Raw genomic sequence first — 24470 nt, forward strand, 5'->3', positions numbered from 1 at the left:
CCGTTGTCATATGCCCTGACCTGCGGAAACGAAGAGCAGGTCAGGGCGGTGCGGTCACTGGCCGTGGTGGTGCCGCCACCCCTGCCAGGCCGATTCGACCATCTCCCGCACACCGTGCCGCGCCCTCCAGCCCAGCTCCTCGGCGGCGCGTGCGGCACAGGCCACGGCCCGGGGCGCGTCCCCGGGGCGCCGGCCCTCGACGAGGGCGGGGCGCCGGTCGCCGGTGACCTCGCCGATCAGGGCGACGAGCTCGCGTACGGACACGCCCTCCCCGCGGCCGATGTTGACCGTGAGGTCGCCCGTCGCGCCGCCGTCGAGCCGCCGGGTGGCCGCCAGATGGGCCTCCGCGAGGTCGGTCACGTGGATGTAGTCGCGGACGCAGGTGCCGTCCGGGGTGGGGTAGTCGGCGCCGAAGATCCGCGGGGCCTCGCCGCGGGTGAGCCGGTCCAGGACCATCGGGACGATGTTGAACACGCCCGTGTCGGCCAGCTGGGGCGCGCCCGCCCCGGCCACGTTGAAGTAGCGCAGGCACACCGTGGAGATGCCGTGCGCCCGGCCCGCCGCCCGCACCAGCCACTCCCCGGCCAGCTTGGTCTCCCCGTAGGGGTTCACCGGCGCGCACGGGGTGTCCTCGGTGATGAGGCCGGTGTCCGGGATGCCGTAGACGGCCGCGGAGGAGGAGAAGACGAACCGGTCGATCCCGGCCCCGGTGACGGCGTCCAGGAGGGTGGCGAGGCCGCCCACGTTCTCCGCGTAGTACCAGGCGGGGCGCGCCACCGACTCCGCCACCTGCTTGCGTGCCGCCAGGTGCACCACACCGGTCACCCGGTGCTCGGCGAGCACCCGGCGCAGCAGCGCACCGTCCAGGACGGAGCCCTCGACGAGTGCCACGCCGGCCGGAAGCCGCGCGGGGACGCCCGCCGAGAGGTCGTCCAGCGCCACCACGTGCTCCCCGGCGTCCGTCAGGGCCCGCGCCACATGGGCGCCGATGTATCCGGCGCCGCCGGTGATCAGCCATGTCATGGTGGCCCAGCCTAAGCGGAGCGCGTTCCGCGTCCGGTCCCGGCGTCCCTCCCGGGGCGGACGCCGGACGAGACCGGTGTCCTGAATGCCCGGTCCTGTTCCGGGATGTTGTCCGTCCGGCCCGCGATCGCTGATGATGATCACGTCGGAGGGGTGGAGCAGACCGCGTCGACCGGACCGTTAACGTCCGGTGAACACGGCTTTCCCGCGATCCGATAGCCTCTGCCGACATGCCGCCCGCCCGGCGCTGCCCGGGGGCGCCTCATCATGCACATGACCGGCGCGGACGCGCCGCGACTCAGGGAGTGAGCTCGGTTGCCGACCGCCATCCTCACCGGGCAACCGGTCCCCGGTTCGTCGATCGAGGGCGATCTGCGCTCCCTCGGCTTCGACGTCCGGACGGCCTCCGGCAGCGCCGGCACCGCGGCACTCCTGGCGCAGGCCCCCGCCGACGAGCGCGTCGCGGTCGTCGACCCCCGGTTCGTCGGCCATCTGCACGCCCTGCGGCTGGGCCTGACCGACCCGCGCTTCGCGCTCGCCGCCGTCCCCGGTGCCGTCACCGCGCAGCCGGACGGCCGTGAGGCCCTCGTCCGAGCCCTGGACGCCGCCCTGGCCCGGGAGCACGCCCCGAGCGCCGGCGGCCCGGCCGCCGGCCGCCCCGCCCCGGGCGGCCTCGCCGCGGACCGCCCCGCCGCCGGGCACCTCGTGGCCGACGGCCTCGCCGCCGGGAGCATCCCCGCCGCCGCCCCCGCCGACGGCTCCGCGGACGATCCCGCCGACGACCTCGCCGACGACCTCGCCGACCGGCTCGCCGCGGCGCTGACCGCCGACGGCGCCGACGTGCACCGCCCCGAACTGGGCACGCTCGTCGCGACCGTCCCCGCCGACCCGCAGGCCCGCAACGAGGCCCGGCAGGCCGTCTCCGCCGTCGACGACGAGGCCGTCCGCCTGAAGTCGGCGGTGAAGGCCCGCGACGGCTTCTTCACCACGTTCTTCATCAGCCCCTACTCGCGCCACCTCGCCCGCTGGTGCGCCCGCCGCGGCCTGACCCCCAACCAGGTCACCACGGCCTCCCTGGTCACCGCGCTGGTCGCGGCCGGCTGCGCGGCCACCGGCACCCGCGGCGGCTTCGTCGCCGCGGGCGCCCTGCTGATCCTGTCCTTCGTACTGGACTGCACCGACGGCCAGCTCGCCCGCTACTCCCTGCAGTACTCCACGCTCGGCGCCTGGCTGGACGCCACCTTCGACCGTGCCAAGGAGTACGCCTACTACGCGGGACTCGCCCTCGGGGCGGCCCGCGGCCAGGACGACGTGTGGGCCCTCGCGCTCGGCGCGATGATCCTCCAGACCTGCCGCCACGTCGTCGACTTCTCCTACAACGAGGCGAACCCCGGCGGCGCCGCGGGCACCGGCCCCACCGCCGCCCTGTCCGGCCGGCTCGACGGCGTCGGCTGGACGGTGTGGGCGCGCCGCATGATCGTCCTGCCGATCGGCGAGCGCTGGGCGATGATCGCGGTCCTCACCGCGGCCACCACACCCCGCATCACCTTCTCCGCGCTGCTCATCGGCTGCGCCGTCGCCGCGGCCTACACCACGGCCGGCCGGGTGCTGCGCTCGGTGAGCCGCCGGGCCCCCGGCGCCGGGCCGGGCTCCGACCGTGCCGCGACCGCCCTGGCCGACCTCGCGGACTGCGGTCCGCTCGCCCTCGGCCTCGCCCGCGGGTTCCGCGGCGCCGCCCGTGCGCTGCCCTCGCTCGCGGTCCCCGCGCTCGCCCTGCTGGGCGGACTCGCCGTCGTCGGCACGGCGGCGTCGGCCGGCTTCGGCAGCCTCTGGCCGGTGCTCGCCGCCGCCGGGTACGTCGTGACCTCCGGGCTCGCCCTGGCCCGCCCGCTCAAGGGCGCCTTCGACTGGCTCGTCCCGCCGTTCTTCCGGGCGGCCGAGTACGGCACCGTGCTGGTGCTCGCGAGTGAAGCGGAGGTGAACGGTGCGCTTCCGGCAGCTTTCGGACTGGTGGCGGCCGTCGCCTACCATCACTACGACACCGTGTACCGCATCCGGGGCGGGGCCGGCGCGCCGCCGGCCTGGCTGGTGCGTGCCGTCGCAGGGCAGGAGGGGCGGACGCTGCTGGTGGCCGTCCTGGCCGCGACGCTCACCGGCGCGCAGTTCACGGTCGCGCTCACGGTCTCGGCCGTGGCCGTCGCCCTGGTGGTGCTCGTCGAGAGCATCCGCTTCTGGGTGGCCTCCCACCGGGGAGGCGCACCCGCCGTACACGATGAAGGAGAACCCGCATGATCGGCCTCGTGCTGGCGGCCGGCGCCGGACGGCGCCTGCGCCCCTACACCGACACCCTGCCCAAGGCACTGGTGCCGGTGGGGCCGACGGGCACCGAAGACGGACCCACGGTCCTGGACCTCACGCTCGGCAACTTCGCCGAGATCGGCCTGACCGAGGCCGCGATCATCGTCGGCTACCGCAGGGAAGCGGTCTACGCGCGCCAGGCGGCACTGGAGGCCAGGTACGGCCTCAAGCTCACCCTCATCGACAACGACCGCGCCGAGGACTGGAACAACGCCTACTCCCTGTGGTGCGGCCGCGACGCCCTCAAGGACGGCGTGATCCTCGCCAACGGCGACACCGTCCACCCGGTCTCCGTCGAGAAGACGCTGCTCGCCGCCCGCGGCGAGGGCCGCCGGATCATCCTCGCCCTGGACACCGTCAAGGACCTGGCCGACGAGGAGATGAAGGTCGTCGCCGACCCCGCCGGCGGCGTCCGGAGGATCACCAAGCTGATGGACCCGGCGGAGGCCACCGGCGAGTACATCGGCGTCACCCTGATCGAGGGCGAGGCCGCCGGTGACCTGGCCGACGCGCTGAAGACCGTGTGGGAGACCGACCCGCAGCAGTTCTACGAGCACGGCTACCAGGAGCTCGTGAACCGCGGCTTCACGATCGACGTCGCACCGATTGGCGACGTCGACTGGGTGGAGATCGACAACCACGACGACCTCGCCCGCGGACGGGAGATCGCATGCCGGTACTGACCAGGCTGATCCCCTCGCCGGTCGTCGTCGACATCCGCCCGGGCGCCCTGGACGACCTGGCCGGCGTGCTCGCCGACGAGCGCGTCTCGCCCTCGGGCCGGCTCGCCGTCGCCGTCAGCGGCGGCTCCGGCGCCCGGCTGCGCGAGCGGCTCGCCCCGGCCCTGCCCGGCGCCACCTGGTACGAGGTCGGCGGCGGCACCCTCGACGACGCGGTACGGCTGGCCGCCGACATGCGGGCCGGGCACTACGACGCCCTGGTCGGACTGGGCGGCGGCAAGATCATCGACTGTGCCAAGTTCGCCGCCGCCCGCGTCGGCCTGCCGCTGGTCGCCGTCCCCACCAACCTCGCCCACGACGGCCTCTGCTCGCCGGTGGCCACGCTCGACAACGACGCCGGCCGCGGCTCGTACGGTGTGCCCACCCCGATCGCCGTGGTGATCGACCTGGACGTCATCCGCGAGGCCCCGGTGCGCTTCGTCCGGGCCGGCATCGGCGACGCCGTCTCCAACCTCTCCGCCGTCGCGGACTGGGAACTGGCCCACCGGGTCAAGGGGGAGAAGGTCGACGGCCTGGCCGCCGCCATCGCCCGGCAGGCCGGCGAGGCCGTCCTGCGGCACCCCGGGACCGTCGCCGACACCGGCTTCCTCCAGGTGCTGGCCGAGGCGCTGGTGCTCAGCGGCATCGCCATGTCGGTGTCGGGCGACTCCCGCCCCTCCTCCGGCGCCTGCCACGAGATCAACCACGCCTTCGACCTGCTCCACCCGCGGCGCGCGGCCGCCCACGGCGAGCAGTGCGGCCTGGGCGCGGCCTTCGCGATGTACCTGCGCGGAGCCCACGAGGAGTCGGCCACCATGGCCGGCGTGCTGCGCAGGCACGGCCTTCCGGTGCTGCCGGAGGAGATCGGCTTCACGACCGAGGAGTTCGTCGCCGTCGTGGAGTTCGCCCCGGAGACCCGGCCCGGCCGCTACACGATCCTCGAACACCTCGACCTGACAACCGACCAGATCAAGGACGTCTACGCCGACTATGTCAAGGCCATCGGTAGCTGAACTCCGTCCGGTCGTCCACCCCGCAGGGGTCAAGGACCGGCGCAGCGGTGAGCACTGGATGGGACGCCTCTACATGCGCGAGGTGTCCCTGCGGGTGGACCGCTACCTGGTGAACACCCGGGTCACGCCCAACCAGCTCACGTACCTGATGACCGTGTTCGGTGTGCTCGCGGCCCCCGCCCTGCTGGTGCCGGGCGTCTGGGGCGCCGTGCTCGGCGTGCTGTGCGTCCAGCTGTACCTGCTGCTGGACTGCGTCGACGGCGAGATCGCGCGCTGGAGGAAGCAGTACTCTCTCAGCGGCGTCTACCTCGACCGGGTCGGCGCCTACCTCACCGACGCCGCGGTGCTCGTCGGGCTCGGGCTGCGTGCCGCCGACCTGTGGGGCGGCGGCCGCATCGACTGGCTGTGGGCGTTCCTGGGCACCCTGGCCGCGCTCGGAGCCGTCCTCATCAAGGCGGAGACCGACCTGGTCCAGGTCGCCCGGCACCAGGCCGGCGAACCGCCGGTCAAGGAGGCCGCCGCCGAGATGCGCTCCCCGGGCATGGCGCTGGCCCGCCGGGCGGCCGCCGCGCTGAAGTTCCACCGGCTGATCCTCGGCATCGAGGCGTCGCTGCTGATCCTGCTGCTGGCCGTCGCCGACCAGGTGCGCGGCGACCTGTTCTTCACGCGGCTCGGCGTGGCCGTGCTGGCCGGCATCGCGCTCCTGCAGACGCTGCTCCACCTGGTGTCCGTCCTCGCGTCGAGCAGGCTGAAGTGAGCACGGACCGCCTCCGCGCCGGCGCGGTGATCATCACCATGGGCAACCGCCCGGACGAACTGCGCGCCCTCCTCGACTCGGTCGCCAAGCAGGACGGCGACCCGGTCGAGGTCGTCGTGGTCGGCAACGGCTCGCCCGTCCCGGACGTCCCCGACGGCGTCCGCACGGTCGAGCTGCCCGAGAACCTCGGCATCCCCGGCGGCCGCAACGTCGGCATCGAGGCCTTCGGCCCGGCCGGCCGCGACGTCGACATATTGCTGTTCCTCGACGACGACGGCCTGCTCGCCCGGACGGACACCGCCGAACTGTGCCGGCAGGCCTTCGCCGCCGACGACCGGCTCGGCATCATCAGCTTCCGCATCGCCGACCCGGACACCGGTGTCACGCAGCGCCGGCACGTGCCCCGGCTGCGTGCCTCCGACCCGATGCGCTCCTCCCGGGTCACCACGTTCCTCGGCGGCGCCAACGCCGTCCGCACCCGTGTCTTCGCCGAGGTCGGCGCCCTGCCGGACGCGTTCTTCTACGCCCACGAGGAGACCGACCTGGCCTGGCGCGCGCTGGACGCCGGCTGGCTGATCGACTACCGCTCCGACATGGTGCTGAACCATCCGACGACCGCCCCCTCGCGGCACGCCGTCTACCACCGTATGGTCGCCCGCAACCGGGTCTGGCTGGCCCGCCGCAACCTGCCCGTCCCGCTGGTCCCGGTCTACCTCGGGGTGTGGCTGCTGCTCACCCTCGTACGCCGTCCGTCGCGGTCCGCGCTGAAGGCGTGGTTCGGCGGGTTCCGGGAAGGCTGGACCACGTCCTGCGGGCCGCGCAGACCGATGCGGTGGCGTACCGTGTGGCGGCTGACCAGGCTGGGCCGGCCCCCGGTGATCTGACAAGCTCGACCAGGGAGCGCCGGTGCCGGGCCGGCCGCCCGCCGTCCCGGCACCGGCTGAGCACACCGAAGACGAAAGTAACCACCAGTGAGTGAGACCACGCAGGACGAGGGGGTCGCCGTGAGCGTGCCCGCGTCCCCCGAAGAGTCGCCGACGGCGGCCCAGCTCGCCGAGAAGTACGGCCTGGCGGTCAGCGGTGCCCGCCCCACGCTCGCCGAGTACGTCCGGCAGCTCTGGGGCCGCCGCCACTTCATCGTGGCGTTCTCCCAGGCCAAGCTGACCGCGCAGTACAGCCAGGCCAAGCTCGGCCAGCTGTGGCAGGTGGTCACCCCGCTGCTGAACGCCGCCGTCTACTTCTTCATCTTCGGCGTGATCCTGCAGGCCGACCGGGGCATGTCCCGCAGCGTCTACATCCCCTTCCTGGTCACCGGGGTGTTCGTGTTCACCTTCACGCAGAGCTCGGTGATGGCGGGCGTACGGGCCATCTCCGGGAACCTCGGACTGGTGCGCGCGCTGCACTTCCCGCGCGCCTCGCTGCCCATCTCCTTCTCGCTCCAGCAGCTCCAGCAGCTGCTGTTCTCCATGATCGTGCTGGTCGTGGTGATCACCGCGTTCGGCAGCTACCCGGGCCTGTCCTGGCTGCTGGTGGTCCCGGTGCTGGCGCTGCAGTTCCTGTTCAACACCGGCCTCGCCCTGATCATCGCGCGGGCCGGCGCCCGGACCCCGGACCTCGCGCAGCTGATGCCGTTCGTGATGCGGACCTGGATGTACGCCTCCGGCGTCATGTACTCCATCCCGATCATGCTGGCGAACAAGCCGCAGTGGATCGCCACGGTCCTGCAGTGGAACCCCGCCGCGGTCTACATGGACCTGATGCGGTTCGCGCTCATCGACGACTACGGTGCGCAGAACCTCCCCGACCACGTGTGGGCGGGCGCGGCCGGCTGGGCCGTGCTGTTCGCGGTGGGCGGCTTCGTGTACTTCTGGAAGGCGGAGGAGCGGTACGGCCGTGGCTGAGCAGCGCATTCCCACCGTCATCGCCGACGAACTGCACATCGTCTACCGCGTCAACGGCTCCAAGGCGGGCAAGGGCGGCGCGACGGCCGCCCTGAGCCGGATCCTCAGGCGCGGCTCCGACGACGCGGCGCGCGGCGTGCGCAAGGTGCACGCGGTGCGGGGCGTGTCGTTCGTCGCGCACCGGGGCGAGGCGATCGGCCTGATCGGCTCCAACGGCTCCGGCAAGTCCACCCTGCTCCGGGCCATCGCCGGACTGCTGCCCGCTGAGAGCGGCAAGGTCTACACCAACGGCCAGCCGTCCCTGCTGGGCGTGAACGCGGCCCTGATGAACGACCTCACCGGAGAGCGCAACGTCATCCTCGGCGGACTCGCCATGGGCATGTCCCGCGAGCAGGTCAGGGAGCGCTACCGGGAGATCGTCGACTTCTCCGGCATCAACGAGAAGGGCGACTTCATCACCCTGCCCATGCGGACGTACTCCTCCGGCATGGCCGCCCGCCTGCGCTTCTCCATCGCCGCGGCCAAGGACCACGACGTCCTCATGATCGACGAGGCGCTCGCCACCGGCGACCGCTCCTTCCAGAAGCGCTCCGAGGCCCGCATCCGGGAGCTGCGGCAGCACGCGGGCACGGTGTTCCTGGTCAGCCACAACAACAAGTCGATCCGGGACACCTGCGACCGGGTGCTCTGGCTGGAGCGCGGCGAGCTGCGCATGGACGGGCCCACCGAAGAGGTGCTCAAGGAGTACACCAAGTTCACGGCCAAGTGAGCACGCCACCGCCGGGGGAGAACGCCACCGCCGGGTGAGCCGGCGGACTCGGGGCGGGTGCCCGCAGGCCGGTGCCCGCAGCCCGGCGGCGCCGGAGTCCCGCCGGAGCCCCGGCGGAGTCCCGCCGGCGGGGCCCGCCCGCGCGGCGCCCCGCAAAGGAAGCGTCAACTTCGTCTTCGCGCAGGAATCTTGGACGCCGATCGGTGTTGTCTTGTGATGTGCCGGACACCCCCACGGTCCGGGCCGGGTTGTACAACGTAAGCTGTACCGGTGCCCAATCACGGCAAGTGGGGTGATAATGCGCGCCACCCTCCACCGGGGCATCGCGGCGCGCGCCGGGCGGCGTGTCCGAAATAGTGTGTATTGGGTCGGCAGTGTAGAACGGGAGATGTGACGGCAATGGCTACGGAAACTCCCCAGCTCCGCGAGGCGTGCGCCGTCCCCGCCCGAGGCAGCGAACGGTGACGGGAACCCGCACGACGCGGCGCGGCGACCCCGAGCGCGCCACCCTGGCCAAGGCCGCGGCCGAGAACTTCCCCGTGGCCCCCTTCTTCCTGCCCCGCGCCTGGCGCGCCGACCTCATGGCCGTCTACGGCTTCGCCCGGCTCGTCGACGACATCGGCGACGGCGACCTGGCCCCCGGCGGCGCCGACGCCCGCCTCCTCGGGGTCCCGCCGGAGCGCGCCGGGGACCGCCCGGCCATGCTGGACGCCTTCGAGGCCGACCTGCGCCGGGTCTTCGACGGCGAGCCCCGCCACCCCCTGCTGCGCCGCCTGCGGCCGACCGTCCGCAGCCGCGCGCTGACCCCCGCGCCGTTCCTCGACCTGATCGCCGCGAACCGGCAGGACCAGCTGGTCACCCGGTACGAGACCTATGACGACCTGCTGGCCTACTGCGCCCTGTCCGCCAACCCCGTGGGCCGCCTCGTCCTCGCCGTCACCGGCACCTCCACCCCTGAGCGGATCCGCCGCTCCGACGCGGTGTGCACCGCCCTGCAGATCGTCGAGCACCTCCAGGACGTGGCCGAGGACCTCGCCCGGGACCGCGTCTACCTGCCCGCCGCGGACCTGAAGCGCTTCCACGTCCAGGTCTCCGACCTCGCCGCGGGCAGCGCGGGCGCGTCGGTGCGCGCCCTCGTCGCGTTCGAGGCCCAACGCGCCCGCGAGCTGCTGAATGAAGGCGCCCCTCTGGTGGGTAGCGTCCACGGCAGGCTGAGACTGCTGCTCGCAGGGTTCGTGGCAGGGGGGAGGGCGGCGCTCCACGCGATCGCCGCCGCCGACTACGACGTACTTCCCGGCCCGCCCACGTCCGGCAAGGTCCAGTTGCTGCGCGAGGTGGGCGTCGCTCTGCGAGGAGAGGGGTGATCCGGGCCGTGGATCCCGCACCATCCGTGTCCGCACCGGTGCTCGCCGCCTACAGCTACTGCGAGACCGTCACCGGCCAGCAGGCCCGTAACTTCGCGTACGGGATCCGGCTGCTGCCCACCGCCAAGCGGCGGGCGATGTCGGCGCTGTACACGTTCTCCCGCCGCGTCGACGACATCGGCGACGGCACCCTCGCCGCCGAGGTCAAGGCCGCCCGGCTTCAGGACACCCGGGCCATGCTGGACCGGGTGCGCGCGGGCGCGGTCGACGAGGACGACACCGACCCGGTCGCGGTCGCCCTCGCTCACGCCGCCCAGGCCTTCCCGATCCCGCTCGGCGGCCTGGACGAGCTCATCGACGGCGTCCTGATGGACGTACGCGGCCAGACGTACGAGACGTGGGACGACCTGAAGGTGTACTGCCGCTGCGTGGCGGGCGCCATCGGACGGCTCTCCCTCGGTGTCTTCGGTCCCGCCGCGGGGGCGCGCGGCGCCGAGCGCGCTCCGGAGTACGCCGACACGCTCGGGCTCGCGCTCCAGCTCACCAACATCCTCCGCGACGTCCGCGAGGACGCCGCGAACGGGCGCGTCTACCTGCCCGGGGACGACCTCGCGAAGTTCGGCTGCTCCGCCGGGTTCGACGGCGGGCCCACCCCGCCGGAGGGCTCCGACTTCGCCGGTCTGGTGCACTTCGAGGTGCGCCGGGCCCGGGCCCTGTTCGCCGAGGGCTACCGGCTGCTGCCGATGCTGGACCGGCGCAGCGGCGCCTGCGTCGCGGCCATGGCCGGGATCTACCGCAGGCTCCTGGACCGGATCGAGCGCGACCCGGGGGCGGTGCTGCGCGGCCGGGTCTCCCTGCCCGGCCGCGAGAAGGCCTACGTCGCCGTGCGGGGGCTGTCCGGACTCGACACCCGGCATGTCACGCGCACCGTCAGGGGGCGCACGTGAGGGCCGCCGACACTCCCGGCCGGTCCCCGCGCACGCCCGCCCGCGCACGGGCGGGCGAATCGGTCCTGCCCGCCCTGCCCGCCCTGATCCTCCTGCCTGTTCTCCCCGCTCCGGCCGCCGACGGCGGACACCGGCACGGGCACCGGAACGGGCACGGCACGGTGCTCGACGGCGGGAAGCGGTGGGCAACCTTCCGCTGCCGGGGCGCGTCCCTGAGGGCAGCGGGCCGCCGTGCGCCGTTCGACCGCCGCGGGGTCCGCGCAGGGGAGGGCGCACGATGACCGACGGCACCGGGCCGCACGGCCCACGCACCGACCACGCCGACGCCTCCCGCGGCGGCGGCCGGGACGCCGTCGTCGTCGGCGGCGGCCTCGCCGGCGTCACCGCCGCGCTCGCGCTCGCCGACGCCGGACTGCGCGTCACCCTGCTCGAAGGCCGGCCCAGACTCGGCGGCCTCGCGTTCTCCTTCCGGCGCGGCGACCTCACCGTGGACAACGGGCAGCACGTCTACCTCCGCTGCTGCACCGCCTACCGCTGGTTCCTCGACCGGATCGGCGGCGCGGCCCTCGCACCGCTCCAGAACCGGCTGGACGTGCCCGTCGTCGACGTGGCCCGGCCCGCCGGCGCACGCCTGGGCAGACTGCGCCGCGACCCGCTGCCCGTGCCCCTGCACCTCGGGCGCAGCCTCGCCGCCTACCCGCACCTCCCGCTCGCCGACCGCGCCCGCGTGGGCCGTGCCGCACTCGCCCTGCGGGGCCTGGACCTCACCGATCCCGCCCTGGACGAGCAGGACTTCGGCACCTGGCTCGCCGCACACGGCCAGTCCGCGCGGGCCGTCGAGGCTCTGTGGGACCTGGTCGGGGTCGCCACCCTCAACGCGGTCGCCGCCGACTCCTCCCTGGCGCTCGCCGCGATGGTGTTCAAGACCGGCCTGCTGTCCGACCCGGGCGCCGCCGACATCGGCTGGGCGCACGTCCCGCTGGGCGAACTGCACGACCGGCTCGCCCGCAGGGCGCTCGACTCCGCGGGCGTCCGCACCGAGGTCCGTACACGCGTCACCTCCGTCTCCCGGTACGAGAACGGACGCTGGCGCGTTCAGGTTCCCGGCGGGACGCTGGAGGCGGACGCCGTCGTCCTCGCCGTACCCCAGCGCGAGACGCACGGCCTGCTGCCCGCCGGCGCCCTCGACGACCCCGGGCGGCTGCTGGAGATCGGCACCGCGCCCATCCTGAACGTGCACGCCGTCTACGACCGCAGGGTGCTCGACGCGCCGTTTCTCGCCGCGCTCGGCACGCCCGTGCAGTGGGTCTTCGACCGCACCGAGGCCTCCGGGCTGCGCCGCGGCCAGTACCTCGCCCTGTCCCAGTCGGCCGCCCAGGACGAGATCGACGAGCCGGTCGCCGTGCTGCGCGAGCGCTACCTGCCCGAGCTGGAGCGACTGCTGCCGCTCGCCCGCCACGCCCAGGTGGTGGACTTCTTCGTGACCCGGGAGCGCACCGCGACGTTCGCCCCCGCGCCCGGCGTCGGGCGGCTCAGGCCCGGCGCCCGCACCAAGGCCCCCGGCCTGTACCTGGCCGGAGCGTGGACCGCCACCGGGTGGCCCGCGACCATGGAGAGTGCGGTCCGCAGCGGTGTCGGCGCGGCTCAGGCCGCGCTCGGCGCCCTCGGCCGGCCCCGCCCCCGCCGCCTCTTCGCGTTCGAGGAGGCGGCATGAGACTCGACGAGCGCGCGGCAGGTCCCCGCACCTCCGGCACCGCAACAAGAGGAGAACCCGTGCCCACTGTGCCCCCGGCCTGGACGGCCGCCCATGAGACCGCGGTGGACGTGACCGCGCTCCTGGAGCGTGCCCGGACCCTGGCCACACCGGTGCTGCGGGCGGCCGTCGACCGCCTGGCCTCTCCTATGGACACCGTGTCCGCCTACCACTTCGGCTGGATCGACGCCGACGGCAGGCCCAGCGACGGCGACGGCGGCAAGGCCGTGCGCCCCGCCCTCGCCGTGCTGTCCGCCGAGGCCGCCGGCGCCGCACCGGAGGTCGGCGTACCCGGCGCGGTCGCCGTCGAGCTGGTGCACAACTTCTCGCTGCTGCACGACGACCTGATGGACGGCGACGAGCAGCGGCGCCACCGCGACACCGTCTGGAAGGTGCACGGCCCCGCCCAGGCCATCCTGGTCGGTGACGCCATGCTGGCCCTCGCCAACGAGATCCTGCTGGAGCTGGGCACCGCCGACGCGGCACGCGCCACCCGTCGGCTGACCACCGCCACCCGCGCCCTGATCGACGGACAGGCCCAGGACATCTCCTACGAGCACCGCGACCGCGTCAGCGTCGAGGAGTGCCTGGAGATGGAGGGCAACAAGACCGGTGCCCTGCTCGCCTGCGCCTGCTCCATCGGGGCCGTGCTCGGCGGCGCCGACGACCGCACCGCCGACCACCTGGAGCGCTACGGCTACCACCTGGGCCTCGCCTTCCAGGCCGTCGACGACCTGCTCGGCATCTGGGGCGACCCCCGGGCCACCGGCAAGCAGGCCTGGAGCGACCTGCGCCAGCGCAAGAAGTCCCTGCCGGTCGTCGCCGCGCTCGCGGCCGGCGGACCCGCCTCCGACCGGCTCGCCGGACTGCTCGCCGCCGACGCCGGGAGCAGCGACTCCGCGGACTTCTCCGAGGCCGAATTCGCCGCCCGGGCCGCGCTCATCGAGGAGGCCGGCGGCCGCGAGTGGACCAGCGGGGAGGCCCGCCGCCAGTACGACGTGGCCCTGGACGCGCTGCACGCCGTCGACCTGCCCGAGCGGGTGCGGGCGCAGTTCACGGCGCTCGCCGACTTCGTCGTCGTACGGAAGAGATGACCGCCATCGGCCGGACGCACCTCGCTTAGTCGCCGGCCGGCGGCGCGCTCGCGGCGCGCACCGGCCGACGGCGGACCCGCAGCAGACGCACCATCAGCACGACTGCAGTGAAGGGGAAGCCATGACAGCGACGACCGACGGAAGCGCCGGGGCCCTGCCGCCCCACGCTGCCGCGGCCACCACCACACACCGCACCGCCCCCGAGGCGGCGGGGACGCACGGTGCCGCCGAACGTGCGATGCGGCACGCCAGAGACCATCTGCTGGCCCGGCAGGACCCTCAGGGATGGTGGAAGGGCGACCTGGAGACCAACGTCACCATGGACGCCGAGGACCTGTTGCTCCGCCAGTTCCTGGGCATCCTCGACGCGGACACCGCCCGCGCCGCCGCGCTCTTCGTCCGCGGCGAGCAGCGCGCCGACGGCGCCTGGGCCACCTTCTTCGGCGGACCGGGCGAGCTGTCCGCCACCATCGAGGCCTATGTCGCGCTCCGGCTGGCCGGGGACCGGCCCGACGAGCCCCACATGGCCCGGGCCTCGGCCTGGGTCCGCGAGCGCGGCGGCATCGCCGCGGCGCGCGTCTTCACCCGCATCTGGCTCGCCCTGTTCGGCTGGTGGAAGTGGGAGGACCTGCCCGAACTCCCCCCGGAGATCATCTACCTGCCGCCGTGGGTGCCGCTCAACATCTACGACTTCGGCTGCTGGGCCCGCCAGACCATCGTCCCGCTGACGATCGTCTCCGCGCAGCGCCCGGTCCGCCCCGCCCCGTTCCCGCTCGACGAGCTGCACACCGACCCGGCCCGCCCCAGCCCGGCCCGCCCGCTGGCCCCGGTGGCCAGCTGGGACGGCGCGTTCCAGCGACTGGACCGGGGCCTGCACGCGCTGCGCAAGGTCGCCCCGCGCCGGCTGCGCAGGGCGGCGATGAACACCGCGGCCCGCTGGATCATCGAACGGCAGGAGAACGACGGCTGCTGGGGCGGCATCCAGCCCCCGGCCGTGTACTCGCTGATCGCCCTCCACCTGCTCGGCTACGACCTGAAGCATCCGGTCATGCGCGAGGGCCTCGCCTCGCTGGACCGTTTCGCCGTGTGGCGCGAGGACGGCGCCCGGATGATCGAGGCCTGTCAGTCCCCGGTGTGGGACACCTGCCTGGCGACCATCGCGCTCGCCGACGCCGGCGTGCCCGCGGACCATCCCCAGCTGGTCAAGGCCGCCGACTGGATGCTCGGTGAGGAGATCGTCCGGCCCGGCGACTGGTCCGTGAAGCGGCCCGGACTCCCGCCCGGCGGCTGGGCGTTCGAGTTCCACAACGACAACTACCCCGACATCGACGACACCGCCGAGGTGGTGCTCGCGCTGCGCCGGGTCCGCCACCCCGACGCCCAGCGTCTGGACCGGGCCGTCGGACGGGCCGTGCGATGGAATCTCGGCATGCAGTCCCGGAACGGCGCCTGGGGCGCGTTCGACGTCGACAACACCAGCCCCTTCCCCAACCGGCTGCCGTTCTGCGACTTCGGCGAGGTCATCGACCCGCCCTCGGCCGACGTCACCGCGCACGTGGTGGAGATGCTCGCCGTGGAGGGCCTCGCCCACGACCCGCGCACCCGGCGCGGCGTCTCCTGGCTGCTGGCCGAACAGGAGCCGGACGGCTCCTGGTTCGGGCGCTGGGGCGTCAACTACATCTACGGCACCGGCTCCGTGGTGCCCGCGCTGACCGCGGCCGGCCTGCCCGGCTCCCACCCGGCGATCCGCCGGGCGGTGAGCTGGCTGCGGTCCGTGCAGAACGAGGACGGCGGCTGGGGCGAGGACCTGCGCTCCTACCAGGACACCCGGGGCTGGAGCGGACGCGGGCCGTCCACCGCCTCGCAGACCGCCTGGGCGCTGCTCGCCCTGCTGGCCGCCGGAGAACGGGACACCCCCACCGTCCGGCAGGGCGTCGACTGGCTCGTCCGCACCCAGCGGGAGGACGGCTCCTGGGACGAGCCCTACTTCACCGGCACCGGTTTCCCCTGGGACTTCTCCATCAACTACCACCTGTACCGGCTGGTCTTCCCGCTGACCGCGCTCGGCCGGTACGTCCACGGCGAGCCCTTCACCGCCCGTCCCGCCGAGGCCGGGGAGGGCTGATGACGGCCAGGCCCGCCCCCGCCCCGCTGCTGATCGCCTGTGCGCTCGGCATCGAGCACCTCGCCCTGCGCCTGGGCGACCGCGGCGGCGCGGGCGGGCCGGTGACCGTGCTCCGCACCGGGATGGGCCCGAGGGCCGCCGAACGCTCCGTCACCCGGGTCCTGGCCACCGCTGAACTCGCCGGCGCCGCGGTGCTCGCCACCGGCTTCTGCGCCGGGCTCGCCCCCGGCATGCACCCCGGCGACCTCGTCGTCGCCGAGGAGACCCGCGACCCGCACGGCCGCACCCCCTGCACCGGCACCGACCTGCTCGTCAAGGAGCTGGCGCGGGCCGTGCCGGGCCGCACCGTGCACACCGGGCCGCTCACCGGCTCCGACCACGTCGTGCGGGGTGCCGAGCGGTCCGCGCTGCTCGCCACCGGCGCGATCGCGGCGGACATGGAGTCGGCCGCCACGCTCCTGAACGCCGTACGGGCCGGCGCGCGCCCGGTTGCGGCCGTCCGGGTGGTCGTGGACGCTCCAGAACACGAACTCGTCCGAATCGGCACCCTGCGCGGTGGAATATCAGCCTTCCGCGTGCTTCGCTCCGTGCTTCCCGCTTTCTTCGAATGGCACCGTTCTTTGCTGCTCCCCCGGAGGTGAGCCAGATGGCCATGCCGCTGCGACAGTCCATCAAGGTTGCTACATACCTGGCCGAACAGAAGCTTCGCCGGCGTGAGAAGTTCCCGCTGATCGTCGAGCTGGAACCGCTCTTCGCCTGCAATCTCAAGTGCGAGGGCTGCGGCAAGATCCAGCATCCGGCCGGTGTGCTCAAGCAGCGCATGCCGGTGGCGCAGGCGGTGGGCGCGGTGCTGGAGTCGGGTGCACCGATGGTGTCCATCGCCGGCGGCGAGCCGCTGATGCATCCTCAGATCGACGAGATCGTACGCCAGTTGGTGGCCAAGCGGAAGTACGTCTTCCTGTGCACCAACGCGATGCTGCTGCGCAAGAAGATCGAGAAGTTCACGCCCTCGCCGTACTTCGCGTTCGCCGTGCACATCGACGGACTGCGCGAGCGGCACGACGAGTCGGTCGCCAAGGAGGGCGTCTTCGACGAGGCGGTGGAGGCGATCAAGGAGGCCAAGCGGCGCGGCTTCCGGGTCACCACCAACTCCACCTTCTTCAACACCGACACCCCGCAGACCATCGTGGAGGTCCTCGACTTCCTCAACGACGACCTCCAGGTCGACGAGATGATGATCTCGCCCGCCTACGCGTACGAGAAGGCCCCCGACCAGGAGCACTTCCTCGGTGTGGAGCAGACCCGCGAGCTGTTCCGCAAGGCGTTCTCCGGCGGCAACCGGCGCCGCTGGCGGCTCAACCACTCCCCGCTCTTCCTGGACTTCCTGGAGGGCAGGGTCGACTTCCCCTGCACCGCCTGGGCGATCCCCAACTACTCCCTCTTCGGCTGGCAGCGCCCCTGCTACCTGATGAGCGACGGCTACGTCCCGACGTACCGCGAGCTCATCGAGGACACCGACTGGGACAAGTACGGACGCGGCAAGGACCCGCGCTGCGCCAACTGCATGGCGCACTGCGGCTACGAGCCCACCGCCGTGCTGGCCACCATGGGCTCGCTCAAGGAGTCCCTGCGGGCCATGCGCGAGACGGTCGGCGGGAACCGGGAGTGACCTCATGACCGCCATCCCCCTGGGCGTCCCCGAGGTGCCGGTCCGGCCGGTCGCCGAGCGGCGCAAGAGCCGGCGGATCCAGGTCGGCTCCGTGGCGGTCGGCGGTGACGCGCCGGTGTCGGTGCAGTCCATGACGACGACGCGGACCTCCGACATCGGTGCCACGCTCCAGCAGATCGCCGAGCTGACGGCGTCGGGCTGCCAGATCGTACGGGTGGCGTGTCCCACGCAGGACGACGCGGACGCGCTGGCGACGATCGCCCGCAAGTCGCAGATCCCGGTGATCGCGGACATCCATTTCCAGCCCAAGTACGTGTTCGCCGCGATCGAGGCCGGCTGTGCGGCCGTGCGCGTCAACCCGGGCAACATCAAGAAGTTCGACGACCAGGTCAGGGAGATCGCCAGGGCCGCGAAGGACCACGGCACCCCGATCCGGATCGGGGTCAACGCCGGTTCTCTGGACCGGCGGCTGCTGGAGAAGTACGGCAGGGCCACGCCTCAGGCCCTGGTGGAGTCGGCGCTGTGGGAGGCGTCGCTGTTCGAGGAGCACGGTTTCCACGACATCAAGATCTCGGTCAAGCACAACGACCCGGTGGTGATGATCGAGGCCTACCGGCAGCTCGCCGCCCGGTGCGACTATCCCCTGCACCTGGGCGTCACCGAGGCCGGCCCGGCCTTCCAGGGCACGGTGAAGTCGGCCGTGGCGTTCGGCGCGCTGCTCTCCGAGGGTATCGGCGACACCATCCGTGTCTCGCTGAGCGCGCCGCCGGCCGAGGAGGTCAAGGTCGGTATCCAGATCCTGGAGTCGCTGAACCTCAGGGAGCGTGGTCTGGAGATCGTCTCCTGTCCGTCCTGCGGCCGCGCCCAGGTCGACGTGTACAAGCTCGCGGAGGAGGTGACCGCCGGTCTCACGGGTATGGACGTCCCGCTGCGGGTGGCGGTCATGGGCTGCGTGGTCAACGGGCCGGGCGAGGCCCGTGAGGCCGACCTCGGTGTCGCCTCCGGCAACGGCAAGGGGCAGATCTTCGTCAAGGGCGAGGTCGTCAAGACCGTCCCCGAGTCGAAGATCGTGGAGACCCTCATCGAGGAGGCCATGAAGCTGGCCGAGCAGAAGGAACAGGACGGCGCCGCACCGGGGAAGCCGACCGTCAGCGTGAGGTGAACAGCACGGACCGAAGGGGGCCGAGTGTGACGATCCTGGAGAACATCCGCCAACCACGCGATCTCAGAGCGCTGACCGGGGCGCAGCTTCGCGAACTGTCGGAGGAGATCAGGCAGTTCCTCGTGCACGCGGTCGCCAGGACCGGCGGACACCTCGGGCCCAACCTGGGCGTGGTGGAGCTGTCCGTCGCCCTGCACCGGGTCTTCGAGTCGCCGGCCGACCGCATCCTGTGGGACACCGGCCACCAGAGCTACGTGCACAAGCTGCTGACAGGGCGTCAGGACTTCTCCAAGCTGCGCGGCAAGGGAGGCCTGTCCGGCTACCCCTGCCGCGAGGAGTCCGAGCACGACGTCATCGAGAACAGCCACGCCTCCACCGCGCTGGGCTGGGCCGACGGACTCGCCAAGGCCCGCCAGGTGCAGGGCGGCGAGGGGCACGTCGTCGCGGTCATCGGCGACGGAGCCCTCACCGGCGGCATGGCCTGGGAAGCCCTCAACAACATCGCCGCCGCCAAGGACCGGCCGCTGATCATCGTCGTCAACGACAACGAGCGCTCCTACGCCCCCACCATCGGCGGTCTCGCCAACCACCTGGCGACGCTGCGCACCACCGACGGCTACGAGAGGTTCCTCGCCTGGGGCAAGGGCGTCCTGCTGCGCACCCCCGTCCTCGGCCGGCCCGTCTACGAGGCCCTGCACGGCGCGAAGAAGGGCTTCAAGGACGCCTTCGCCCCGCAGGGCATGTTCGAGGACCTGGGCCTGAAGTACGTCGGCCCCATCGACGGCCACGACATCGGCGCCGTCGAGTCCGCGCTGCGCCGCGCCAAGCGCTTCCACGGGCCGGTCCTGGTGCACTGCCTCACCGTGAAGGGCCGCGGCTACCAGCCCGCCCTCGCCCACGAGGAGGACCACTTCCACACCGTCGGTGTCATGGACCCGCTCACCTGCGCCCCGCTCGCCCCGCCGGGCGCGCCGTCCTGGACGTCGGTCTTCGGCGAGGAACTGGTGCGGATCGGCGAGGAGCGCGAGGACGTCGTCGCCGTCACCGCGGCCATGCTGCACCCGGTCGGCCTCGCCCGGTTCGCCGAGCGGTTCCCGGACCGGGTCTGGGACGTCGGCATCGCCGAGCAGCACGCCACCGTCTCCGCGGCGGGCCTGGCCACCGGCGGGCTGCACCCCGTCGTCGCCGTCTACGCCACCTTCCTCAACCGCGCCTTCGACCAGCTCCTGATGGACGTCGCCCTGCACCGCTGCCCGGTCACCTTCGTCCTGGACCGGGCCGGAGTGACCGGCGTGGACGGGCCCTCGCACAACGGCATGTGGGACCTGTCCGTGCTCCAGGTGGTTCCGGGGCTGCGCATCGCCGCGCCCCGTGACGCCGCCCGGCTGCGCGCCCAGCTGCGGGAGGCCGTGGCGGTGGACGACGCGCCGACCCTGGTCCGCTTCCCGAAGGAGACCGTCGGCCCGGACATCCCGGCGCTCGACCGGGTGGGCGGGATGGACGTCCTGCACCGCGCCGAACGCCCGGAGGTGCTGCTGGTGGCCGTCGGGGTGATGGCCCCGGTGTGCCTCCAGGCGGCCGAGCTGCTCGAAGCCCGCGGCATCGGCTGCACCGTGGTGGACCCGCGCTGGGTCAAGCCCGTCGACCCGGCCCTGCCGCAACTGGCGGGCGGACACCGGCTGGTGGCGGTCGTGGAGGACAACAGCCGTGCCGCCGGGGTCGGTTCGGCCGTCGCCCTGGCGCTGGGCGACGCCGGGGTCGACGTACCCGTACGGCGGTTCGGCATCCCCGAGCAGTTCCTCGCGCACGCCAAACGGGGCGAGGTGCTGGCGGACATCGGGCTGACCCCGGTCGAGATCGCCGGAGCCGTCGGGGCGGGTCTGGCCTCGGCCGCCGGCGCCGGTACGGGGTCCGGGACCGGTTCCGGTGGTCCGGGGACGGTCGACGGGGCCGGCGGGTTCGACGGATCCGGCCCGCCCGGCGCGCCCGCCGCCGCTCCCGGTGGCCCGAGGGGCCGGGGTGCGGCCCGGGATGAGGCGGACGCGGCCCCGGACGGCGGCGACGGCACGGACGAGGAGACGGTATGAGCACCGCCGAACCCGCGGCGCAGTCACCGGGAGCAGGGCAGTTCGACCTCGGCAGACTGCTCGCCGAGCGCGGCGCCGAGCGCTATGAGCTGCACGGCAGATACCTCAACCACCAGCTTCCGCGGATGCTGCACACCATCGGTTTCGACAAGGTGTACGAGCGGGCCGAGGGCGCCTACTTCTGGGACGCGGCCGGGGACGACTACCTGGACATGCTCGCCGGGTTCGGGGTGATGGGCCTGGGCCGGCACCACCCGGTGGTCCGGCGGGCGCTCCACGACGTGCTCGACGCCGGCCTCGCCGACCTCACCCGCTTCGACTGCCAGCCGCTGCCCGGCCTGCTGGCCGAGCGGCTGCTCGCGCACAGCCCGCACCTGGACCGGGTGTTCTTCGGCAACAGCGGCACCGAGGCGGTGGAGACCGCGCTGAAGTTCGCCCGCCGCGCCACCGGCAGGCCACGGGTGCTCTACTGGGACCACGCCTTCCACGGCCTGACCACGGGCTCCCTGTCCGTCAACGGTGAGAGCGGCTTCCGTGAGGGCTTCGCCCCGCTGCTGCCGGACACCGCCGTCCCCCTCGGAGACCTCGACGCGCTGGCCGGGGAACTGCGCAAGGGGGACGTGGCCGCCCTGATCGTCGAGCCCATCCAGGGCAAGGGCGTGCACGAGGCCCCGCCCGGCCACCTGCGTGCCGCACAGGATCTGCTGCACCGGCACAAGGCGCTGCTGATCGCCGACGAGGTGCAGACCGGTCTCGGCCGCACCGGCGACTTCTACGCCTACCAGCACGAGGAGGGTGTGGAGCCGGACCTGGTGTGTGTGGCCAAAGCGCTGTCCGGGGGATACGTGCCGGTGGGCGCGACCCTCGGCAAGGACTGGATCTTCAAGCAGGTCTACTCGTCCATGGACCGGGTCCTGGTCCACTCCGCGAGCTTCGGATCCAACGCCCAGGCCATGGCGGCGGGCCTGGCCGTGCTGTCCGTGATGGAGAACGAGCAGATCGTCGCGAACGCGCGGGCCACCGGCGACCTGCTGAAGGCGCGGCTCGCCGCCCTGGTGGACCGCTACGAGCTGCTCGCCGACGTGCGCGGCCGGGGTCTGATGATCGGCATCGAGTTCGGACGGCCCAGGTCGCTGAAGCTGCGCAGCCGCTGGGCCATGCTCCAGGCGGCCCGCAAGGGCCTGTTCGCACAGATGGTGGTCGTACCCCTGCTCCGGCGGCACCGGATCCTCACCCAGGTGTCCGGGGACCATCTGGAGGTGATCAAGCTCATTCCGCCGCTGGTCATCGGGGAGCGGGAGGTGGACCGCTTCGTGGACGCCTTCACCGAGGTCATGGACGACGCCCACAGCGGAGGCGGGCTGATGTGGGAGTTCGGCAGGACGCTGGTGAAGCAGGCGGTGGCCCAGCGCTGAGCACCCTCGGGCCGGAGTGCTGCGCGGGAGGAGCCGGGTTTGCCCCTCAGGCAAGAAACTTGCCCCGGGGGCAACGGCTGCGGCTGAATGGAGGGCATGAGCCCTTCCGAGACCGGGCCCGTCCCGCCCGCCGCGGCCGACGGGACCGCGTCCCCCGACTCTCCCGCGTCCCCCGACTCTCCCGCGGTCGCCGACTCTCCCGCGGTCGCCGACTCTCCCGCGGTCGCCGACTCTCCCGCGGTCCCCGGCCTTCCCGCGGTGGCCCCACAGCTGCGCGCCCTGCGCCGCCGGGCGTCGCTCACTCTGGAGGCCGCGGCGCGCACCGCCGGGCTGTCGCCGGCGCACCTGTCCCGGCTGGAGACCGGGCAGCGCCAGCCGTCGCTGCCGATGCTGCTCGCGCTCGCCCGCGTCTACGGTACGACCGTCTCCGAGCTGCTCGGTGAGAGGGTCGCCGACCGGGACGCCGTCGTGCGGGCCGCCGGCATGGAGCCGACCCGGGCGGGCGGCTGGACGTACTGGCAGGCCGGCGCGCCCGGCCGCGGGATGCAGGCTCTGCGGGTGCACGTACCGCGCGGCTCCCAGGGCGACATCGTGCGTGTGCATCCCGGCGAGGAGTGGCTGCACGTCCTCGGCGGGCGGCTGCGGCTCGACCTCGGTGACGCCGCGCACCGTCTGGGGCCCGGCGACAGCGCGCACTTCGACTCGCTGACCCCGCACCGCATCGCCGCCGAGGACCCCGGCGGCGTCGACCTGCTCTTCGTCCACACGCTGTTGCAGAGTCCCACGGCCTCGCTGTGCCTGGGGCCGCCGACGGGAGACACACCATGAGTGACATCGAACAGAAGTTCCCCCGCACGCTCTGGGTGCGGCTGCTGATCTACATCGCCGCCGGGCACCTGTTCGCCGGGTTCCTGTACCTGCTGTTCGCCGTGGGCGCGGACTGACCCGGCCCCGGGCGGGCTCCGGGACGGGGCAGAGGGGGCGGGCGCGGGGCCGGCGCTTCGGGCCGGCTCAGTCCAGCAGGCGGTCCCGCAGCCGCTCCCGGGTCTCGGGTGTCACCCCGAGCCCCTGCTCCAGATAGGCGTCGACCCCGCCCCAGGTCTGCTCGATGGTCTCCATCGCCGCGGTGAGGTACTCGGCGCGCGCGTCGAACAGCGGGCTGAGCAGATCCATGACCTCGGGGGAGTAGGCGGCGGCCGCATCGCCGTTGCGGCGCACCTTGTAGCGGCGGTGGGTGGCGTTGGACTCCAGGTAGTCGGCGAGGATCGCGTCCTGCTCGACGCCGATCGCGAGCAGCGTCACCGCGATCGACAGTCCGGCGCGGTCCTTGCCCGCGGCACAGTGCATCAGGGCGGGCACGCTGTCCTCGGCGAGGGCGTGCAGCACCCGCGAGTGCTCACCGGTGCGCTCCACGACGATCATGCGGTACGACGCGATCATGCGGCCCGCGGCCCTGCCGTCCGCGAGGACGGAGCGCAGCTGCGCGAGATCGCCGTCGCGGACCATCCTCCAGAACTCGGCGCCGTCGGCCGGGTCGCTCAGCGGAAGGTTCAGGTTGCGCACGCCCGGCAGGTCGACGTCCGGGCCCTCCAGCTTCTGGTCGGCGGCGTTGCGGAAGTCGAAGATCGTGTGCAGGCCCAGGGAGGAGAGGAACGCCGCGTCGTCGGAGGTCGCGTGGGCCAGGTGGCCGCTGCGGAACAGCACGCCGTGGCGCACCCGGCGTCCGTCGACCGTCGGCAGTCCGCCCACGTCGCGGAAATTACGCACGCCGGCCAGCTCGGGTTCGGTCGACGGGACCTGCTGCGTCACGGGGGCTCCCTCCCGGTAGGGCCCCGTCGGCGCGGCTCGTCGACGGGCACGGTCTGACGATACGACATGGCTTCCCGGGGCCACCGGTCGTCCATGCCGTCGGGCCCGGGGCTCCCGGGCGCTGACCGCACGGCCCGGCGTGCGCCCGCGGCGCGCGCCGGTGTCCCCCGTGGCGCCTCTCAGGCCCGGGCTCTCACGCCCGGGCTCTCGGCCCGATTCCGCGAGCCCCTGCGCGGGAGGGCCGGTGGACGGACGGCCGGGTGGGGGTGCCTTGGGGGGTGCGTGGGAGGGCGTGGGGGTGCGTGGGGGGCGCGCGGGTGGGGGGAATGAGGAGGAATGAGGAGGAATGTGAGACATCCGGAGACATCCGGAGACATCCGGAGCGGGCGGAGAGGTGTGGAGGGGTGTGGAGGGGCGGGGCGCCCCGGGGGGGGATGTATTGCCTGTCGTGTGACGAAAGGTGCTCAACGGATGAAGTGCGGGAATCGGACTCTTGCCGCCTGAG

General features: G+C 73.3%; 22 protein-coding genes. 20 read left to right on the forward strand and 2 right to left on the reverse strand.

Annotated elements, in window-relative coordinates; translation table 11 throughout:
* Positions 1–54: 54 nt before the first annotated feature.
* Complete coding sequence (gene galE / locus AC5K6T_RS11845; RefSeq protein ID WP_493208259.1) at positions 55–1023, reverse strand: UDP-glucose 4-epimerase GalE; 969 nt, start codon at positions 1021–1023, stop codon at positions 55–57.
* 315 nt (positions 1024–1338) lie between these two features.
* Here galE and AC5K6T_RS11850 point away from each other — a divergent pair, with 315 nt between their 5' ends.
* The 20 genes from AC5K6T_RS11850 to AC5K6T_RS11945 all read left to right on the forward strand — a co-directional run bounded on the left by AC5K6T_RS11850 (position 1339) and on the right by AC5K6T_RS11945 (position 23100).
* A complete protein-coding gene (locus tag AC5K6T_RS11850; protein WP_493208261.1) occupies positions 1339–3315 on the forward strand; it encodes a DUF5941 domain-containing protein in 1977 nt (658 codons plus the stop codon).
* A complete protein-coding gene (locus AC5K6T_RS11855; protein ID WP_493208262.1) occupies positions 3312–4064 on the forward strand; it encodes a phosphocholine cytidylyltransferase family protein in 753 nt (250 codons plus the stop codon). Before AC5K6T_RS11850 ends, AC5K6T_RS11855 begins: the two co-directional genes overlap by 4 nt.
* Positions 4052–5113 (forward strand): iron-containing alcohol dehydrogenase family protein, encoded by a 1062-nt coding sequence (locus AC5K6T_RS11860; protein WP_493208264.1) that lies wholly within the window; start codon positions 4052–4054, stop codon positions 5111–5113. The genes AC5K6T_RS11855 and AC5K6T_RS11860 overlap by 13 nt, the downstream gene beginning before the upstream one ends.
* Positions 5091–5870, forward strand: coding sequence for a CDP-alcohol phosphatidyltransferase family protein (locus tag AC5K6T_RS11865; protein ID WP_493208266.1), 780 nt, complete (start codon positions 5091–5093; stop codon positions 5868–5870). Before AC5K6T_RS11860 ends, AC5K6T_RS11865 begins: the two co-directional genes overlap by 23 nt.
* A 38-nt stretch (positions 5871–5908) precedes the next feature.
* Positions 5909–6754 (forward strand): glycosyltransferase family 2 protein, encoded by an 846-nt coding sequence (locus AC5K6T_RS11870; protein ID WP_493209308.1) that lies wholly within the window; start codon positions 5909–5911, stop codon positions 6752–6754.
* Between the two features lie 87 nt (positions 6755–6841).
* Entirely contained in the window at positions 6842–7771 is a 930-nt protein-coding gene (locus AC5K6T_RS11875) for an ABC transporter permease (RefSeq protein ID WP_493208268.1), read from the forward strand.
* A complete protein-coding gene (locus AC5K6T_RS11880; protein WP_493208270.1) occupies positions 7764–8540 on the forward strand; it encodes an ABC transporter ATP-binding protein in 777 nt (258 codons plus the stop codon). The genes AC5K6T_RS11875 and AC5K6T_RS11880 overlap by 8 nt, the downstream gene beginning before the upstream one ends.
* A 461-nt stretch (positions 8541–9001) precedes the next feature.
* The gene (hpnC, locus tag AC5K6T_RS11885) at positions 9002–9904 is read left to right on the forward strand and encodes a squalene synthase HpnC (protein ID WP_493208272.1); all 903 of its coding nucleotides are present in this window, start codon (positions 9002–9004) and stop codon (positions 9902–9904) included.
* Positions 9901–10851, forward strand: a complete 951-nt coding sequence (gene hpnD, locus AC5K6T_RS11890; RefSeq protein WP_493208274.1) for a presqualene diphosphate synthase HpnD — start codon at positions 9901–9903, stop codon at positions 10849–10851. Before hpnC ends, hpnD begins: the two co-directional genes overlap by 4 nt.
* A 161-nt stretch (positions 10852–11012) precedes the next feature.
* Positions 11013–11132, forward strand: a complete 120-nt coding sequence (locus AC5K6T_RS11895; protein WP_493209310.1) for a DUF6380 family protein — start codon at positions 11013–11015, stop codon at positions 11130–11132.
* Positions 11129–12565: a hydroxysqualene dehydroxylase HpnE gene (hpnE, locus tag AC5K6T_RS11900; protein WP_493208276.1), complete on the forward strand. Its 1437-nt coding sequence runs from the start codon at positions 11129–11131 to the stop codon at positions 12563–12565. The genes AC5K6T_RS11895 and hpnE overlap by 4 nt, the downstream gene beginning before the upstream one ends.
* Entirely contained in the window at positions 12562–13698 is a 1137-nt protein-coding gene (locus tag AC5K6T_RS11905; RefSeq protein ID WP_493208278.1) for a polyprenyl synthetase family protein, read from the forward strand. Before hpnE ends, AC5K6T_RS11905 begins: the two co-directional genes overlap by 4 nt.
* A 121-nt stretch (positions 13699–13819) precedes the next feature.
* Positions 13820–15823, forward strand: coding sequence for a squalene--hopene cyclase (gene shc, locus AC5K6T_RS11910; protein ID WP_493208280.1), 2004 nt, complete (start codon positions 13820–13822; stop codon positions 15821–15823).
* Positions 15823–16464 (forward strand): phosphorylase family protein, encoded by a 642-nt coding sequence (locus AC5K6T_RS11915; protein WP_493208282.1) that lies wholly within the window; start codon positions 15823–15825, stop codon positions 16462–16464. The genes shc and AC5K6T_RS11915 overlap by 1 nt, the downstream gene beginning before the upstream one ends.
* A 5-nt stretch (positions 16465–16469) precedes the next feature.
* Entirely contained in the window at positions 16470–17492 is a 1023-nt protein-coding gene (gene hpnH, locus AC5K6T_RS11920; protein ID WP_493208283.1) for an adenosyl-hopene transferase HpnH, read from the forward strand.
* A 4-nt stretch (positions 17493–17496) separates the two neighbouring features.
* Positions 17497–18654: a flavodoxin-dependent (E)-4-hydroxy-3-methylbut-2-enyl-diphosphate synthase gene (gene ispG / locus AC5K6T_RS11925; RefSeq protein WP_493208284.1), complete on the forward strand. Its 1158-nt coding sequence runs from the start codon at positions 17497–17499 to the stop codon at positions 18652–18654.
* A gap of 26 nt (positions 18655–18680) precedes the next feature.
* On the forward strand, positions 18681–20741 hold the full coding sequence (gene dxs, locus AC5K6T_RS11930) for a 1-deoxy-D-xylulose-5-phosphate synthase (RefSeq protein WP_493208286.1): 2061 nt from the start codon (positions 18681–18683) through the stop codon (positions 20739–20741).
* On the forward strand, positions 20738–22156 hold the full coding sequence (locus tag AC5K6T_RS11935) for an aspartate aminotransferase family protein (protein WP_493208288.1): 1419 nt from the start codon (positions 20738–20740) through the stop codon (positions 22154–22156). The genes dxs and AC5K6T_RS11935 overlap by 4 nt, the downstream gene beginning before the upstream one ends.
* Positions 22157–22252: 96 nt before the next feature.
* Positions 22253–22984 (forward strand): helix-turn-helix domain-containing protein, encoded by a 732-nt coding sequence (locus AC5K6T_RS11940; protein ID WP_493208289.1) that lies wholly within the window; start codon positions 22253–22255, stop codon positions 22982–22984.
* Entirely contained in the window at positions 22981–23100 is a 120-nt protein-coding gene (locus AC5K6T_RS11945) for a DUF6126 family protein (RefSeq protein WP_493208291.1), read from the forward strand. Before AC5K6T_RS11940 ends, AC5K6T_RS11945 begins: the two co-directional genes overlap by 4 nt.
* Before the next feature lie 67 nt (positions 23101–23167).
* Here AC5K6T_RS11945 and AC5K6T_RS11950 read toward each other — a convergent pair whose 3' ends face one another.
* Entirely contained in the window at positions 23168–23965 is a 798-nt protein-coding gene (locus tag AC5K6T_RS11950) for a tyrosine-protein phosphatase (RefSeq protein WP_493208292.1), read from the reverse strand.
* Positions 23966–24470 lie beyond the last annotated feature (505 nt).

This window comes from Streptomyces sp. B8-7 (assembly GCF_058833805.1).

What these genes read in the sequence shown, in the direction of transcription:
- galE (WP_493208259.1), bottom strand. Translation starts at nt 1,023, where the DNA reads ATGACATGGCTGATCACCGGCGGCGCCGGATACATCGGCGCCCATGTG.
- AC5K6T_RS11855 (WP_493208262.1), top strand. Translation starts at nt 3,312, where the DNA reads ATGATCGGCCTCGTGCTGGCGGCCGGCGCCGGACGGCGCCTGCGCCCC.
- AC5K6T_RS11860 (WP_493208264.1), top strand. Translation starts at nt 4,052, where the DNA reads ATGCCGGTACTGACCAGGCTGATCCCCTCGCCGGTCGTCGTCGACATC.
- AC5K6T_RS11865 (WP_493208266.1), top strand. Translation starts at nt 5,091, where the DNA reads ATGTCAAGGCCATCGGTAGCTGAACTCCGTCCGGTCGTCCACCCCGCA.
- AC5K6T_RS11870 (WP_493209308.1), top strand. Translation starts at nt 5,909, where the DNA reads ATGGGCAACCGCCCGGACGAACTGCGCGCCCTCCTCGACTCGGTCGCC.
- hpnE (WP_493208276.1), top strand. Translation starts at nt 11,129, where the DNA reads ATGACCGACGGCACCGGGCCGCACGGCCCACGCACCGACCACGCCGAC.
- AC5K6T_RS11905 (WP_493208278.1), top strand. Translation starts at nt 12,562, where the DNA reads ATGAGACTCGACGAGCGCGCGGCAGGTCCCCGCACCTCCGGCACCGCA.
- shc (WP_493208280.1), top strand. Translation starts at nt 13,820, where the DNA reads ATGACAGCGACGACCGACGGAAGCGCCGGGGCCCTGCCGCCCCACGCT.
- AC5K6T_RS11915 (WP_493208282.1), top strand. Translation starts at nt 15,823, where the DNA reads ATGACGGCCAGGCCCGCCCCCGCCCCGCTGCTGATCGCCTGTGCGCTC.
- hpnH (WP_493208283.1), top strand. Translation starts at nt 16,470, where the DNA reads ATGGCCATGCCGCTGCGACAGTCCATCAAGGTTGCTACATACCTGGCC.
- ispG (WP_493208284.1), top strand. Translation starts at nt 17,497, where the DNA reads ATGACCGCCATCCCCCTGGGCGTCCCCGAGGTGCCGGTCCGGCCGGTC.
- AC5K6T_RS11935 (WP_493208288.1), top strand. Translation starts at nt 20,738, where the DNA reads ATGAGCACCGCCGAACCCGCGGCGCAGTCACCGGGAGCAGGGCAGTTC.
- AC5K6T_RS11940 (WP_493208289.1), top strand. Translation starts at nt 22,253, where the DNA reads ATGAGCCCTTCCGAGACCGGGCCCGTCCCGCCCGCCGCGGCCGACGGG.
- AC5K6T_RS11945 (WP_493208291.1), top strand. Translation starts at nt 22,981, where the DNA reads ATGAGTGACATCGAACAGAAGTTCCCCCGCACGCTCTGGGTGCGGCTG.